Origin of the sequence: Mycolicibacterium wolinskyi str. Jessa 2025, assembly GCF_049241375.1 — a bacterium.
Classification (GTDB): Bacteria; Actinomycetota; Actinomycetes; order Mycobacteriales; family Mycobacteriaceae; genus Mycobacterium; species Mycobacterium wolinskyi.
Genome location: NZ_CP185960.1, coordinates 6,603,369 through 6,618,208, shown reverse-complemented (window position 1 = coordinate 6,618,208; position 14,840 = coordinate 6,603,369). Strand labels below are relative to the sequence as shown.

Genomic DNA, 14,840 nt, shown 5'->3' with positions numbered 1-14,840 from the left:
GTGACTGCTCCCGTGTGGATGGCCTTGCCCCCGGAGGTGCATTCGGCGCTGTTGTCCAGCGGGCCGGGTCCGGGGTCGTTGTTGGCCGCCGCGGGGGCTTGGCAGTCGCTGAGCGCTGAATATGCTTCGGCGGCAGCCGAACTGACCACTGTGTTGGGTGGGGTGCAGGCCGGTGCGTGGGAGGGGCCGAGTTCCGAGCAGTACGTGGCGGCCCACGGGCCCTACCTGACCTGGCTGGCGCAGCAGAGCGCGAACAGTGCGGCGGTGGCGGTTCAGCACGAAACAGCGGCGGCAGCGTATTCGACGGCGTTGGCGGCCATGCCGACGCTGCCGGAACTGGCACTCAACCATGTGGTGCACGGCGTGCTCGTGGCGACGAACTTCTTCGGTATCAACACGATTCCGATCGCGCTCAACGAGGCCGACTATGTGCGGATGTGGATTCAGGCCGCGACGACGATGAGTACGTATCAGGCGGTGTCGGGCGCGGCGGTCGCCGCGACGCCGACGAGCTTGCCGGCCCCCTTCCTGTTGAAACCCGGTGTGGGCGAGGCGGGAACGGCGTCGGCGAGCGCCCAGCAGATGGCCGCGCAAGGGCAGGCCGCGCAGAGCGGCAGCGCCCTCACCTACGCGGACGCCAGCAGCACCGAACAGCTTGCCGAGGAGAATCCCTACCCCAATCTGCCGCAGTGGCTGGTGGATTACCTCAGCAACCCCTCGATGATCGGCGGCAAAGAGCTGCTGCAGTTCCTCAACGATCCGCTGGGCACCATCCAGGTGATGCTCGAAACCCTGCTGACGAACCCGTCCGCCTTCTTGACGACCTGGGGGCCGTTCCTGGCCGGCGTGCTCTACCAATTGATATTCCAGCCGGTGGGCTGGGGAACCTGGATCGGTATCGCGATCTCGCCGTTCCTGGTTCCGCTGCTCGGCATCGGACTTGCGGCACTCGGCTTCCTCGGCCTCATCCCGACCGATGCGCCACCCGCCGACGTCCCTGCTGACGAGAACACACCGGTCCCGGTTCGCGGCGATCAGAATCTGCCGATGGCAGGCATCTCCCCGGCCGGGGTTCCCGGACCGTCGGCCGGTGCGCCCGCCCCGAGCCCGGCGTCCGGATCGGTTTCGGTGGCCGCCCCGGCCCCGGCCGCGGCGGCCGCCTTCGCGCCTTACGTGGTCAGCGGTAGCGATCCGGGTGAGGGGTTCACGCCGACGTTGCGGGACAAGTCGAGTGTGCAGGCTCCGGCGTCGGGGGTTCCGGCGGCGGCTTCTGGGGTGGCGGCGTCGTTGGCGGCGCGGCGTAGGCGGCGGCGTAAGCGTGGGGCTGAGGTCGAGGAGCACGCGTATGCCGATGCCTATATGGACTATGAGGGTCCGGGGGCTGATCCGGCGTCGGAGCCGCGGACGGGGGTGCGGGCTTCGGAGCGGGGTGCGGGGGCGATGGGGTTCAGTGGTACGGCGGCGCGGTCGGATGCGGCTGCGGCGGGGTTGACGACGTTGTCGGGCGATAGTTTCGACGATCGGCCGGTCAGTCCGATGCTGCCGGGCACCTGGGACCCCGACGCGCCCAACGTGATTCCGCCCGATCCGGGAGGGGGTTCGCGCAACTGACCGGACCGCTTCTGCACTTTCGCATACACCACATACCGCTATCGATTCGAAAGGAACATCCATGAGCATGTTGGACGCTCACATTCCCCAGCTGGTTGCCTCTGAGGCGGCGTTCGGGGCCAAGGCTGCGTTGATGCGCAGCACGATTGCGCAGGCTGAGCAGGCGGCGATGTCGTCGCAGGCGTTTCACATGGGTGAGGCGTCGGCGGCGTTTCAGGCTGCTCATGCGCGGTTTGTGGAGGTGTCGGCCAAGGTCAATGCGTTGCTGGATATCGCTCAGCTGAACTTGGGTGATGCGGCCGGTACGTATGTGGCCCAGGATGCCGCCGCGGCCAGCACTTACACCGTTATCTGACCGGGTCTCGAACGGATATAGGAGTTTTCATGTCTCAGATCATGTACAACTACCCGGCGATGCTGGCGCATGCTGCCGAGATGAACACCTATTCGGGTGCGTTGCATGCGGTGGGTGCCGATATCGCTGCCGAGCAGGCGGCGTTGGGCAGTGCTTGGCAGGGTGACACGGGTATGACTTATCAGGCGTGGCAGGCGCAGTGGAACCAGGCCATGGAGGAGTTGGTGCGGGCCTACCGGTCGATGGCGGCCACCCATGAGACCAACACCATCTCGATGAACGCCCGCGACCAGGCCGAGGGAGCCAAGTGGGGCTGATGTTCGGTCTTTCAGATAGGACATAGTGGGAGCCAACGCAGTCGAGCTGACCACCGAGCAGGCCTGGTACATCGCAGATGTGCTCGGGGCCGGGGCGTTTCCGTGGGTGCTGGCGATCACGCCGCCCTACAGCGAACCGGCTCAGCGGTCCGGCTTTGTCGCCGAACAGACCGCCGAACTGACTCGGATGGGTGTGCTCAATTCCGGTGGCGAGGTCAATCCTCTTGTCGCCCAGTGGGTCAGGCTGACCTGCCGGGCGGCGCAGTGGCTTGACCTGCGCTTCGTCTCGGGGCCTGGTGATCTGTTGCGCGGCATTGTGGGGCGCCGCGACGGTCGTACCGTCGTCGCGTTGCGCAACGCGCAGCTGGTCACGTTCACCGAGATGGACATCAGCCATCCGCACGCCCTGGTACCGGTGCTCACGGCGGGTCTGTCGCAGCGCCGGCCGGCGCGGTTCGAGGAGTTCGCGCTCCCGGCCGCCGCAGGCGCTCGCGCCGACGAGCAGATCCGCAACGGCACCCCGCTGGCTGAAGTGCTGGGATTCCTCGGAGTCCCGGCATCGGCCCGCCCCGTGGTGGAATCGGTGTTCGAAGGCCGGCGCACCTACGTCGAGATCGTTGCCGGAGAGCACCGTGACGGTCACCGTGTCACTACCCAAGTGGGCGTCAGCGTGGTTGACACCCCACAGGGCCGGATCCTGGTCTCACCGTCGAAAGCCTTTGACGGGGAATGGATCTCGACCTTTACGGCGGGCAGTGCCGATGCGATCGCCACGGCGATCGAGCGGCTGACCGCATCCCTGCCCAGCGGCTCGTGGTTCCCCGACCATCCGCTCACCCGCGACTTCGACGAAGCCGCGGCACCTCACCGAGAAATACCCCAGAAAGCATAGGAATGTCCGAGAACACTGTGATGCCGATCGTCCGGGTGGCCGTGCTGGCCGCTGGAGACGACGGTGGCCGGCTGACCGAGATGGCATTGCCGTCCGAGTTGCCGCTGCGCGAAATCCTGCCCGCGGTCCAGCGCATCGTGCTGCCCGCAGGCGGCGATGACGGGGCGAGCGCCCCGGACCCGGTGCGGCTCAGCCTGGCCCCGGTCGGCGGAGCACCGTTCAGCCTGGACGCCACGCTTGACACGGTCGGTGTCGTGGACGGCGATCTGCTTGCCCTGCAGGCGGTTCCGGCCGGCCCGCCGGCACCGCGCATCGTCGAAGACATCGCCGACGCCGCCGTCATCTTCTCGGCCGCCCGGCAGCATCCCTGGGGTGCCCCGCACATCGCGCGGGCAGCCGCGCTTGCCTTGATCGGGCTGATCCTCGTCGGCACGGGCCTCGCGGTCGCCCACCGGGTGATCACCGATGAGATGCTCGGGCTGTTTGTCGTGAGCGGGATCGCCGTCGCCGCCGTGCTCGGTGCGCTGTCGGTGCGCGGCCGGTTCCCGGTGTTCGGCACGGCCCTCGCGGTCACCGCGCTGGTGCCCGTCGCGGCGGCCTTCGCCCTCGGCGTGCCAGGCGAATTCGGTGCGCCCAATGTGCTGCTCGCCGCCGCCGGGATGGCCGCGTGGTCGCTGATCAGCATGGCGAGCTCCGGCGACGACCGCGGCATCGCGGTGTTCACCGCCACTGCGGTGGCCGGTATCGGCGTGCTGCTGGTGGCCGGTGCCGCCGCGCTGTGGGAACTCTCGTCGACCATTCTCGGCTGCGCACTGGTGCTGCTCGGGCTGCTCGTCACCGTCCAGGCCGCGCAACTGTCGGCGATGTGGGCGCGCTTCCCGCTCCCGGTCATCCCGGCGCCGGGCGATCCGACGCCGGCCGCCCAGCCGCTGTCGGTCCTGGCCGACCTTCCGCGTCGGGTTCGGGTGAGCCAGTCGCACCAGACCGGTGTGATCGCGGCCGGTGTGCTGTTGGCCGTGACCGGGTCGCTAGCGTTGGTCGGTTCGGCCACGGCCTCGCCGTGGGCCTGGTACATCGTCGTGGCCGCCGCCGCGGGTGCCGCCCTGCGGGCCCGGGTATGGGATTCCGCGGCGTGCAAGGCGTGGCTGCTGGGGCATTCGTACCTGCTGACCGTCGTCCTGCTGGTCGCCTTCGCGATCGACGGACGCTACGAGGCGGCATGGTGGGCGCTGGCCGTGCTCGCCGCGCTGGTTCTCGTGTGGGTCGTCGCGGCGCTCAATCCGGCCATCGCCAATCCCGAGACGTACTCGCTGCCGATGCGTCGGCTCGTCGGTTTCCTGGCTTCCGGTATCGACGCTTCACTGATTCCGGTGATGGCCTTCCTCGTCGGGCTGTTCAGCCTGGTTCTCGACAGGTGATGAATCGGTGATCCAGAAAAGCCTGGGCGTCCTCGCGACGGCCGGTCTCGTACTGCTGATGGGCTGCCCGTCCGCGGGCGCCATCAGCCCGCCGGAGGTCGACCCACAAGTCGGCCCGCCGCCGGGCACCGCTGGACCGGTGCAACCGATGATGCAACGCGGTGAATGCACGATCACCACGACCATGCCCGGCACCGATCCCGGTGCCGTCAGCCCGAACCAGTTGGCGCTCAACCTGTCCGGTGCCTGGCAACAGAGTCGTGGGGAAGGGCAGACGGTCGCGGTCATCGACACCGGGGTGCAGCCCGGGCCGCGGCTTCCCAACGTCGAAGGCGGCGGTGACTTTATCGAGTCGACCGACGGCCTGACCGACTGTGACGGGCACGGTACATCGGTCGCCGGCCTGATCGCCGGACAACCAGGGCCCGACGGATTCTCCGGTGTGGCACCGGCCGCCCGCTTGATCTCGATCCGGCAGAACTCGCCGCGGTTCGCGCCCCGCACACCGGGGGCCGACGCGGTCGAGGCCCGCGCGGCGGGCGACGTCGTCAGTCTGGCGCGGGCCGTCGTACGCGCAGCCGATCTGGGCGCCCGGGTCATCAACATCTCCGTCGTGACGTGCCTGCCCGCCGACAAGACCGTCGACCAAACGGAACTCGGCGCAGCGCTGCGCTACGCCGCGGTCGAAAAGGACGCCGTGATCGTCGCGGCCGCCGGAAACAACCGCGGTGGCGTCGCCACCGGATCGGCCTGCGAATCCAATCCGCTCGGCAACGCGGGCAACGCCGGTGATCCGCGCAACTGGGGTGGCGTCACATCGGTTTCGATACCGTCGTGGTGGCAGCCCTATGTACTGTCCGTCGGATCGCTGAACGCGACGGGGCAGCCGTCCGGATTCACCATGGCCGGCCCCTGGGTCGGGATCGCCGCTCCCGGCGAGAACATCACGTCGGTGAGCAATGCCCCCGACGGTGGCCTGTCCAACGCTGTTGCGTCCGAACAGGATCGGCTGATCCCGCTGAGCGGCACCAGCTACGCCACGGCCTACGTGTCGGGTGTCGCGGCATTGGTGCGCAGCAAGTACCCCGATCTCAACGCGCGCCAGGTGGTGCATCGCCTGACGACGACGGCGCAGGGCGCGGCACGGTCGCCGTCGAACGTCATCGGTGCCGGTGGGGTCGACCCGGTCGCGGCACTGACCTGGAATGTCGCCGACATCCCGCTGGACGGGCCGACGGCTCCCGAAGGCAAACCCATTGCGGCACCGCCAGAACCCGCGCCGCGTGACAACACTCCGCGAATCATCGCGTTCGCCGGTACCGGAGCACTTGCGTTGGTGGCTGTCGCCGCCCTTGTCGCATACCGTCGGAAGGACAAGACCACATGACCGCCCGTATCGCGCTGGCGTCCCTGTTCATCGTCGCGGCGGTGCTGGCCCGGCCATGGCAGACCACCACCGAACGCTGGGTGCTCGGGGTCTCCGTCGGCGTCGTGATCGTGCTGTTCGCATGGTGGGGCGGCATGTTCTTCACGACGATGATCGGCCGCCGAATCGCGATGTGGCGGCGCAATCTCACGAAGAAGGACACCAGGGAACGCGAGGATGCCGCGACGGTCGTGCTGCGCATCGATCCGGCCACCCCCGCACAATTGCCGATCGTCGTCGGCTATCTGGACCGGTACGGCATCCGGTGCGACAAGGTCCGGGTCAGCCACCGCGACGCCAACGGTGCCCGGCGCAGCTGGATCAGCCTGACCGTCGTCGCCACGGACAACCTCGACGCGTTGCGGGCCAGGTCATCGCGAATCCCGTTGCAGGACACCACCGAAGTGGTGGGTCGCCGACTGGCCGACCATCTGCGCGAGCACGGCTGGACCGTCACGATCGTCGACGGTGTCGACACTCCGCTGCCGGTGCCCGGCAAGGAGACCTGGCGGGGGGTGCGCGACGAGACGGGTTACGTCGCGGCTTACCGCGTCGCGGTGAACGACAATCTCGATCAGACGCTCGCCGCGATCAGCGCGCTGCCATCCGAGGAGACCTGGACGGCACTGGAATTCACCGGATCCCCGACGCATCCGCTGCTGACGGTCGGATGCGCGATCCGCACCGCCGACCGGCCCGCGGCCAAGGCGCCACTGACCGGCCTCACCGCGGCCCGAGGCACCCACCGTCCGGCTCTGGCGGCGCTCAACCCGTTGTCGACGCACCGGCTCGAAGGTAACCCGACGGCGCTGCCGAAGGCGCTGCTGTCGCGGCCGTCAGTCGAACATGAAATCCCGCAGGAAGCGGGTCATCCGGCGTAGGTAGTCCGGCTGGCTCACGTGCAGCAGGTGGTTGCCGGGGAACCAGTGGAACGCACAGCGATCCCAGTGTTCCCACAGCAACTCAGCCTGCTGCGGCGGCGCCAGCCGGTCACCGAGGCCGGTGATGATGAGCCTGCGCTCCTTGGCGACGAGCGGCCGGTAATTCAGCGGCGAGGCGTAGCGGGTCGCCGCCTCCGACAGCGCCGGATCGGTGCGCGCGACGAAACGCTCAAGTGCGACGAGCTTGTTGGCCGGGAACCACTCGTCGACCGTGCGGTCGGGCGTCACGACGGGCACGTTCGGAATCACGGCTTGGATGCGATCGTCCACGCTGGCCAGCAAGGCCGACGTGAAACCGCCGAGCGAGATGCCCGTGAGCGCGATCCGATCGACACCGGTGAACTCCAGATAGTCGATGATCGACCGGAAATCGTGCACTGCCTGGGCCATGCCCTCGGCGAATCCGCCGAAGCCGTGCGCGAAGAAGCCATGACCGCTGAAAGGCGAGAACTTCTCGGCGCGCCGGCCGTGAAACGGCAAGGTGTACAACAACACGTCGTAGCCCGAGCGGTAGAACCACGGCAACGACAGAAACAGTCCATTCGCCAGATACGGCGATCCCATGAACCCGTGGATCACGCATAGCGTGGGATGCGGGCCGTCGTCGTGGCGCCAATGTTGGGCCCGGACAACGTTGTTACGGGCGAAGCCCGCGCACTGGTCGCGAAGCGCGGGGTTGACGGCGGTGAAGCTGCTGGCGAACCGGATGTTCTCGACACGACCGTGCGCAATCCATTCCGCGATCGGATTGGCCGGCCGTGACGAGACACGCGGCGGTTCGGTGGGGGCCGGGAACGAAACCGCGGGGTCTTGCGCGGCGGCCAGATCGGCGTAGAACCGCATGTGCTCGTGTTCGGTTCGCGAACCCGACGGCCGCGCGATCGACGCCAGCGTGCGCGGCACCATGGACGCCGCGACGACCGACGCCACCCCGGTGCGCAGTACGAGATCGGCGGCGGCGGACGCGTCGACGATCGCGCGTTGGCGCACGGTCAGATCGACCCGTCGGGGCAGGCCACGCGAGCTCGCATCCGCCCCTGGCACATCGGGAATCGGGATGGGAGGTTCAACCGGATCGACTCGGTCAGCATGGGACGACTCCACGCTGCCGATGCTAACGGTCAGATCAGCCGGTAGACGGTAGATGAGCCCATCGGGACGGGCGTGAAATGAGCAGCGACCCAGTCGGCGATCTCGCGGGTGTGGGCATTGGTGCGGTTGGGTGCACGGATGACCTCACCGTGCAGCCGCCGCCCGGCCTCGACGTAGTAGGTGATCCGGCCGGCGTGCACGTCACCGATGAACTGCTCCAACGTGGGCACCGGATCACCGCTCCACCCGCCGACCGCCATCACGGCAGTGCCGGACGCGATCTCCAGTGCGGCCGCCGGTTGTGAGCCGTTGGTCGCCGCCGACCAGGTGGTGCGGGTCGCGGCCAGCATCTCCGCGAGTTCCCGGTTGGCCGCGAGATCACCCAGCCAGCCCGCCGACTGGTTCACCGTGACCGGTTGTGTGCCATGGTGCGGCGTCGCCGCAGTCGCCACCGCGAAACCGGTGACCGGAATCAAGCCGGCCACCCCCGCGAGTATCAGGCCCGCAACCGCCACTCGATGCCCCACCACCAACGCGGTCACCGCGAGCACCACGACGGCTGCGATCACCCACACCGACCACGTCGGCCCGAACTCGTTGCGGTGCAGCAGGTTCACCCCGGAGAGTGCGGCGGTCGCGGACAGCACCGCCAGGGCGATCCGGGCATCGAGGTGGGCCCGCAGCCGCCATGCCCACGCCACGCCACAGCCCAGCAGTGCTGCGATCGCCGGTGCGAGTGCGACCGTGTAGTACGGGTGCAGCATGCCGTTCATGTAGCCGAGCACGACTGCCGTGGTCACCAGCCAACATGTCCACATCACAAGCGCGGCCAACTCCGTACGCCGAAGACGGTGCCGGGCAGCCAGATACAGCCCGAAACCGGCGGCGACCACCGCGGCGGGCAATAACCAGCCGATCTCGTTGCCGACCTCTGCGTTGAGCAACCGCGCGAGGCCGTGGCCGTATCTGGCACCGGCATGGTGTTCACCACCGACGATCCGGCTGATCCCGTTGTAGCCGAACGCGAGATCGAGCTCGGTGTCGTCGGTCGATCCGCCGATGTAGGGGCGGTTGCCCGGTGACACCAACTGAACCGTCAGCACCCACCAGCCCGCCGCGACCAATACCGCGCCTGCGGCGGCCAGCAGGTGACACAGCCGTCGGCGCCATGATGTGGGTGCCAACAGCAGATACGTCAGCGCGAACGCCGGCAGCACGAGAAAGCCCTGCAGCATCTTCGTCAGGAAGGCCGTGCCCACCACCGCGCCTGCCGCGATCAGCCAGCGCCAGGATGCCGTCTCCACCGCGCGGGTCAGGCAGTAAGCCGCCGCGACCAACAGCAGCACCAGCAGGGCGTCGGGATTGTTGAACCGGAACATGAGTGCGGCGGCCGGGGTGACGGCCAGAACGGCGCCCGCAAGCAGTCCGGCATATGTGGCGTACGGCTGCGTGGACATCGACCGGCGCACGGTCGCATAGAGCACGGCGACCGCCGCAACGCCCATCAACGCCTCGGGCACGAGCACCGACCACGGGTTCATCCCGAACAGCCGCACCGACAGGCCGGTGATCCACAGCGCCGCAGGCGGTTTGTCGACCGTGATGAAGTTGTGGGCGTCGAGCGCGCCGTAGAACCAAGCCGACCAACTTTGCGCGCCTGCCTGCGCCGCCGCGGCGTAGAAGTCGTTGCCGTATCCGTTGATCGACAGATGCCACAGATACAGCGCCGCGGTGGCCGTGAGCAACGCGAGCAGGCCGGCGTGCTGCCACCGCGATGTCGTCATGCGCAACACCGTGCCTGACCTGGCTGTAAACCGCCTGTGAAAGCTAGTTCAGGTCGAACAGCCGCGCGGCGTTGTCGTGCAGCACGTTGCGCAGCCACTTGTCGTCGACGCCGGGCAGATCGATGAGCGTCTGCACGGCCTCGGCGTAGCCGTACGGAATGTTGGGGAAATCGCTGCCGAACAGGATGCGCTCGCCCAGGGCATGCAGGCGGCCCGTATCGGCGACAGGAAATGGCATGGTTGACTCAACGAATGGCGTGAACGCCATGGTCGTGTCGAGCCGCACCTGGTCGAATTGCTCAGCGAGATCAAGGAATTCCGAGTATTCCGGCATGCCCATGTGCGCGACGATCAGCACCAGCCGGGGGTAGCGGCGCAACAGTCGAGCGATCCGGACCGGGCCGGTGAAGTCGCCGGGCACCGGGCCCGAACCGCAGTGAATCACGACGGGAACCGCCGCGTCCTCGATGGATCCCCACACGTCGTCGAGCAATGGGTCGTTGGGGTCGTAGCGGCCGACCTGAATGTGCGCCTTGAACACCTGGGTACCCGCCGCGACGGCTTCGGCGACATAGCGCGCCGCACCCGCCTCGGGATAGAACGTGGCCGTGGCCAGGCAATCGGGGGTGGCCTGCGCGAAGCCGAACGCCCACTGGTTCAGCCAGGCAGCCATGTCCGGTTTGTGTGGATACACCAGCGATGTGAACCGTCGCACGCCGAAGGAGCGCAGCGTGGCGACCCGCTGCTCCTCGTCGGCGCGGTACGTGATCGGCCATTCGCGGCCGATCAGCGGGCCCTGGCTGTCGAAGTACTGCCACACCTTGTCCATGACGTTCTTGGGCATGAAGTGGGTGTGGACGTCGACGATGCCCGGCAGGCCCAGTGACGTCCAGATGTTCTTCACTGATTGCGACTCGTCCATCGTCAGCGATGATGTCACCCCGCACGCGAGGAGGAAGATAGGGGCTGTGTGGAACCCTGACACCTATCTGGCCTTCGCTGATCACCGTGGTCGTCCGTTCTACGACCTACTGTCGCGCGTGGCGGCGGTCGATCCCCAGCGGATCGTCGACCTGGGATGCGGGCCTGGCAACCTGACGGAGACCCTGCGGCAACGCTGGCCCGATGCGGCCCTCGAGGCGTGGGACAACTCGCCGGAGATGGTGGCTGCGGCCCAGGCACGCGGCGTCGATGCCCACACCGGTGCGATCGAGGACTGGGTGCCACGACCCGACACCGATGTGGTGCTGTCCAACGCCGCACTCCAATGGGTGCCGACGCACCGCGAGATCGTGGTGCGGTGGGCGCGTGAGCTACCTGCGGGCGCCTGGATCGCGTTTCAGGTGCCCGGCAACTTCGATTCGCCATCACATGAGGCCGTGCGACAGGTGGCGCGCAGCGCGCCGTTCGCCGAAGCCCTGCGGGACATGCCGTGGCGCGACGCCGGCCAGGTGGACACGCCGGTCGAGTACGCGGGGCTGCTCACCGATGCGGGCTGTGTCGTCGATGCCTGGGAAACCACCTATGTGCACCAATTGACCGGCGAGACACCGGTTTTGGACTGGATCACGGGGACGGCACTCACCCAGGTCAAGAGCCGGCTCACCGAGGAGGCGTGGCAGGACTATCGCCAGGCCATCATTCCGCTGCTGGCCGCCGCTTATCCGGCCCGGCCCGACGGCACGACGTTCTTTCCGTTCCGTCGCGTGTTCGTGGTCGCCCGAGTCGAGTGATTTGTGCACCGCCACCGGCGCTGACCGCCGTGTGGTGTCTCGGGACATCGCTGACACTTATGTCTCGGGACATCGCTGACAGTCATGGTGCCGGTTTGGGTTCACGTGTGCGATAGGTGCGGGTGGCTTTGTCGCCGCGTTGGTGTCTGCGGGTGGGGTCGGCGGTGAGTTCGCGGACGAGTCGGTTGCCGCTAAAGATCGTGATGTGGTTGCCGTCGCGGATGCTGACGCATTCGTGGCCGGCCCATCGGAGTCCGACGTTGACGCGGTAGGGCGGCACGTAGAGGTTTCCGCTCACCTCGTCGACGGTGTGGCGGGATATGAACACCGGGGCTGGCAGTGGACGGTCGGCTGGGCGGGCCCTAACGGTGGCGTGGAATGCCTCAGCGGGGGTGGCTCCGCGTAGCGCTCGGTGGGGTCGGTGCTGGTTGTAGAAATTGCGGAACTGCTCGAGGAGGTCGTTGAGTTCGGCGATGGTGGAGACCGGGTCGCGGGCGGCCAGCCACTTCTTCAGCGTCTGCCAGAACCGCTCGATCTTGCCGCAGGTCTGCGGATGAAAGGGCGCCGAGTTGATGGTGTGCACACCGAGCGCGCGTAGGTTGATCTCGAACGCCGATTCATGTGCGTGGAATCTGCCTGTGTAGACGATCCCGTTGTCCGACAACGACATCGATGGTATTCCGCACTCGTCGACACCGGCCAGTATCACCGACCAGACCAGCTCACCGTCGGCATCGCCGGCCGCCGCACGCAAGCTGACTGCATAGCGGGAGTGGTCATCGAGGCTGCCCGCGATGGCCACCGGCGTCCCGTCGGCCAGCGACCATCCAGTCCAATCCGACTGCCAGCACTCGTTGGGCCGATCGAATACGAAACGCTTCGTCGCTGACTTCGGGCGTTTCTGTGGTTGCGGCGTGATCGCTCCGCGGCGGGTCAGAATCTGCCACACCGTCGACGGTGAGGGCACGGCCTGCAGGCCGTCGTGTTGCAACGACCACACAATCGATTGGGCGCCGTGATCGAGCCCCTTCTCGATCAACTGCTTGCGCCGGCGCACCACGATGTCCTCGACGTAGGCCGAGGTCTGCCCCGGCGAGGTCAGCGGGCGGCGGGAACGATCCTGCAGCCCGGCGATCCCCTCGTCCCGGAAGCGCTGGCGAAACTTGTAGAACGTCTGCCGACTGATCTGCTCACGACGGCAGAACTCCGCCACGTTGTTCACCTGCCCGGCCAACGCCGCAGCCATGCGAATGTCCATCGCCGTCACCTTCTGGGCCATGAACCATGCTGGTCTAAGCCCTACTCAGGTGTCAGCGATGTCCCGAGACATCCATGTGTCAGCGATGTCCCCAAACAGCACACGGCGCTGACCGCCGCTGACAGTGCACAAATCACAGGTCAGCGGCGGGTGTTGAGCAAGGCGATCACCTGATCGACGAGGTCGTCGATGTCGGCGCCGGTGGTGTCGAGCACGAGATCGGGATTCTCGGGCGCCTCGTAGGGTGCGTCGACGCCCGTCAGGCCTTTGAGCTCGCCGGCTTTGGCGCGCGCGTAGAGGCCCTTGGGATCGCGGCGCGCGCATTCCTCGACCGGGGTCGCGACGTGCACCTCGATGAACGGCAGCTTGGCCGCGTCGTTGAGCGCTCGTGCGGTCTCGCGGTCGGAGCGCAGCGGGGACACGAGCGAGGCCAGTGCCACCACGCCCGCATCGGCCAGCAGGCGCGTGAGATGTCCGACGCGGCGGATGTTCTCGGTCCGGTCGCCCGCGGAGAATCCCAGATCGTCGGACAGCCCGTGCCGGAGGTTGTCGCCGTCGAGCAGGTAGGCGACCTGGCCGGATTCGACCAGCGCGCGTTCGACGGCCACCGCCACGGTCGACTTGCCGGAGGCGGGCAGGCCGGTGAACCAGATGGTCGCGCCGCGCTGCCCGGTCTTGTTCCAGCGGTAGTCCCGGTCCAGCGATGACGGATGCCATTTGATGTCGGACCGGTTGTGGCCGCTCGGCTTGACCTCGCGGGCGTCGAGGATGATGCCGGCGCCGACGGTGTCGTTGGAGACCTCGTCGATCAGGATGAACGCGCCGTTGTCGCGGTTGTCGGCATCGGGATCGGCGATGACGACCGAGCTGGTCCGCAGGGTCACCGAACCGATGTCGTTGAGCGCCAACTCGACTGGGCCGTCGACCTCGTCGAGGGTTTCCGGGTCGAGTTTGGTGTGCAACTCCTGGACGGTGGCCCGCACGGTGCGGGTGCCCTGCTTGAGCGCGAGCCGGTCGCCGGCCCGCAGCGGGTTGTCGAAGAACCAGCACACCGTGGCATCGAGTTCGCGGGCGAGTACCGGCAACACGGCATCGTCGGAGCCGCTCACGAACACATCGCCGCGACCGACATCGATGTCGTCGGCCAATTCGATCGAAACCGACAGTGGCGCAACACCTACCGTGCGGTCGTCGTCGAGTGTGTCGACCGCGGTCACCGTCGACCGGGTGCCGGCCGGCAGGCTCACCACGGGATCGCCGACCCGCAGCGTGCCCGCGGACAATCGTCCGGTGTAGCGGCGGCGCTGCTCGGCGGTGGGCCGGGACACCCACTGCACCGGCAACCGCAGGCTCGTGGGCTCCGGATGCGGCGCGGACAGTTCGACGGCCTCCAGGTACTCCAACAGCGTGGGGCCGTCGTACCACGGCGTGTTGTCCGAGCGGTGCACGACGTTGTCGCCGAGTTTGGCCGCGATCGGGATGACCGTGAGCTCGGCCTCGGACGCGGCGAGGCCGAGCCGGTCGGCGACCTGCTGCAGTTCCCGCTCGACCTCGGCGAATCGTTCCTTGTCGAAATCGACCAGGTCTATCTTGTTGACGGTTGCGACGAAGTGCTTGATCCCCAACAGTTTTGCGATGCGCGCATGGCGGCGGGTCTGGCGCAGCACACCGGCGCGGGCGTCGACCAGCAGGATCGCGACGTGGGCGTTGGACGCGCCGGTGAACATGTTGCGGGTGTAGCGCTCGTGTCCCGGCGTGTCGGCAAGGATGTAGCTGCGGGTGTCGGTCGAGAAGAACCGGTAGGCGACATCGATCGTGATGCCCTGTTCGCGTTCGGCGCGAAGCCCGTCGGACAGCGCGGCCAGATCGGCCACGCCCTCGGCATCCGTGACCGCTTCGAGGTGGTCGATGGGCAGGCTGTCGGTATCGTGCAGCAGCCTGCCGATCAGTGTGCTCTTGCCGTCGTCTACCGATCCGGCGGTGGTGATGCGCAGCAGTTGACGAGTGCTCATC

At 67.6% G+C, this 14,840-nt stretch carries 13 protein-coding genes; 8 read left to right on the top strand and 5 right to left on the bottom strand.

Annotated elements, in window-relative coordinates; genetic code table 11:
- The 7 genes from ACOI2T_RS32855 (at nt 1) to eccE (ending at nt 6,900) form a co-directional block, all read left to right on the top strand.
- Nucleotides 1–1,611, top strand: a complete 1,611-nt coding sequence (locus ACOI2T_RS32855; protein WP_409505082.1) for a PPE family protein — start codon at nt 1–3, stop codon at nt 1,609–1,611.
- Between the two features lie 61 nt (nt 1,612–1,672).
- The gene (gene esxG, locus ACOI2T_RS32850) at nt 1,673–1,966 is read left to right on the top strand and encodes a type VII secretion system protein EsxG (RefSeq protein ID WP_085145357.1); all 294 of its coding nucleotides are present in this window, start codon (nt 1,673–1,675) and stop codon (nt 1,964–1,966) included.
- A 29-nt stretch (nt 1,967–1,995) separates the two neighbouring features.
- On the top strand, nt 1,996–2,283 hold the full coding sequence (locus ACOI2T_RS32845) for a WXG100 family type VII secretion target (protein ID WP_067852580.1): 288 nt from the start codon (nt 1,996–1,998) through the stop codon (nt 2,281–2,283).
- A gap of 25 nt (nt 2,284–2,308) precedes the next feature.
- Nucleotides 2,309–3,175 carry an ESX secretion-associated protein EspG gene (locus ACOI2T_RS32840; RefSeq protein ID WP_409505081.1) on the top strand — a complete coding sequence of 289 codons (867 nt, stop codon included), beginning with the start codon at nt 2,309–2,311 and terminating at the stop codon, nt 3,173–3,175.
- 2 nt (nt 3,176–3,177) lie between these two features.
- The gene (gene eccD / locus ACOI2T_RS32835; RefSeq protein ID WP_409505080.1) at nt 3,178–4,593 is read left to right on the top strand and encodes a type VII secretion integral membrane protein EccD; all 1,416 of its coding nucleotides are present in this window, start codon (nt 3,178–3,180) and stop codon (nt 4,591–4,593) included.
- A 7-nt stretch (nt 4,594–4,600) separates the two neighbouring features.
- A complete protein-coding gene (gene mycP / locus ACOI2T_RS32830) occupies nt 4,601–5,980 on the top strand; it encodes a type VII secretion-associated serine protease mycosin (RefSeq protein ID WP_409505079.1) in 1,380 nt (459 codons plus the stop codon).
- On the top strand, nt 5,977–6,900 hold the full coding sequence (gene eccE / locus ACOI2T_RS32825; protein WP_409505078.1) for a type VII secretion protein EccE: 924 nt from the start codon (nt 5,977–5,979) through the stop codon (nt 6,898–6,900). Before mycP ends, eccE begins: the two co-directional genes overlap by 4 nt.
- On the opposite strand, the gene ACOI2T_RS32820 is transcribed toward eccE, so the two are convergent.
- Genes ACOI2T_RS32820 through ACOI2T_RS32810 form a run of 3 tightly spaced genes read right to left on the bottom strand, consistent with a single transcriptional unit; the run spans nt 6,856 to nt 10,758 of the window.
- A complete protein-coding gene (locus tag ACOI2T_RS32820; protein ID WP_409505077.1) occupies nt 6,856–8,064 on the bottom strand; it encodes an alpha/beta hydrolase family protein in 1,209 nt (402 codons plus the stop codon). The genes eccE and ACOI2T_RS32820 overlap by 45 nt on opposite strands.
- Before the next feature lie 17 nt (nt 8,065–8,081).
- Nucleotides 8,082–9,836 carry a glycosyltransferase family 39 protein gene (locus tag ACOI2T_RS32815; RefSeq protein ID WP_409505076.1) on the bottom strand — a complete coding sequence of 585 codons (1,755 nt, stop codon included), beginning with the start codon at nt 9,834–9,836 and terminating at the stop codon, nt 8,082–8,084.
- A 43-nt stretch (nt 9,837–9,879) separates the two neighbouring features.
- The gene (locus ACOI2T_RS32810; RefSeq protein ID WP_409505075.1) at nt 9,880–10,758 is read right to left on the bottom strand and encodes an amidohydrolase family protein; all 879 of its coding nucleotides are present in this window, start codon (nt 10,756–10,758) and stop codon (nt 9,880–9,882) included.
- 46 nt (nt 10,759–10,804) lie between these two features.
- On the opposite strand from ACOI2T_RS32810, the gene ACOI2T_RS32805 reads away from it, so the two are divergent.
- On the top strand, nt 10,805–11,569 hold the full coding sequence (locus ACOI2T_RS32805) for a trans-aconitate 2-methyltransferase (RefSeq protein WP_409505074.1): 765 nt from the start codon (nt 10,805–10,807) through the stop codon (nt 11,567–11,569).
- An 82-nt stretch (nt 11,570–11,651) separates the two neighbouring features.
- Here ACOI2T_RS32805 and ACOI2T_RS32800 read toward each other — a convergent pair whose 3' ends face one another.
- Together ACOI2T_RS32800 and cysC are read right to left on the bottom strand one after the other, a co-directional pair.
- On the bottom strand, nt 11,652–12,848 hold the full coding sequence (locus ACOI2T_RS32800) for an integrase core domain-containing protein (protein ID WP_409506544.1): 1,197 nt from the start codon (nt 12,846–12,848) through the stop codon (nt 11,652–11,654).
- A 119-nt stretch (nt 12,849–12,967) separates the two neighbouring features.
- Nucleotides 12,968–14,839, bottom strand: coding sequence for a sulfate adenylyltransferase subunit CysN (cysC, locus tag ACOI2T_RS32795; RefSeq protein ID WP_409504235.1), 1,872 nt, complete (start codon nt 14,837–14,839; stop codon nt 12,968–12,970).
- Nucleotide 14,840 lies beyond the last annotated feature (1 nt).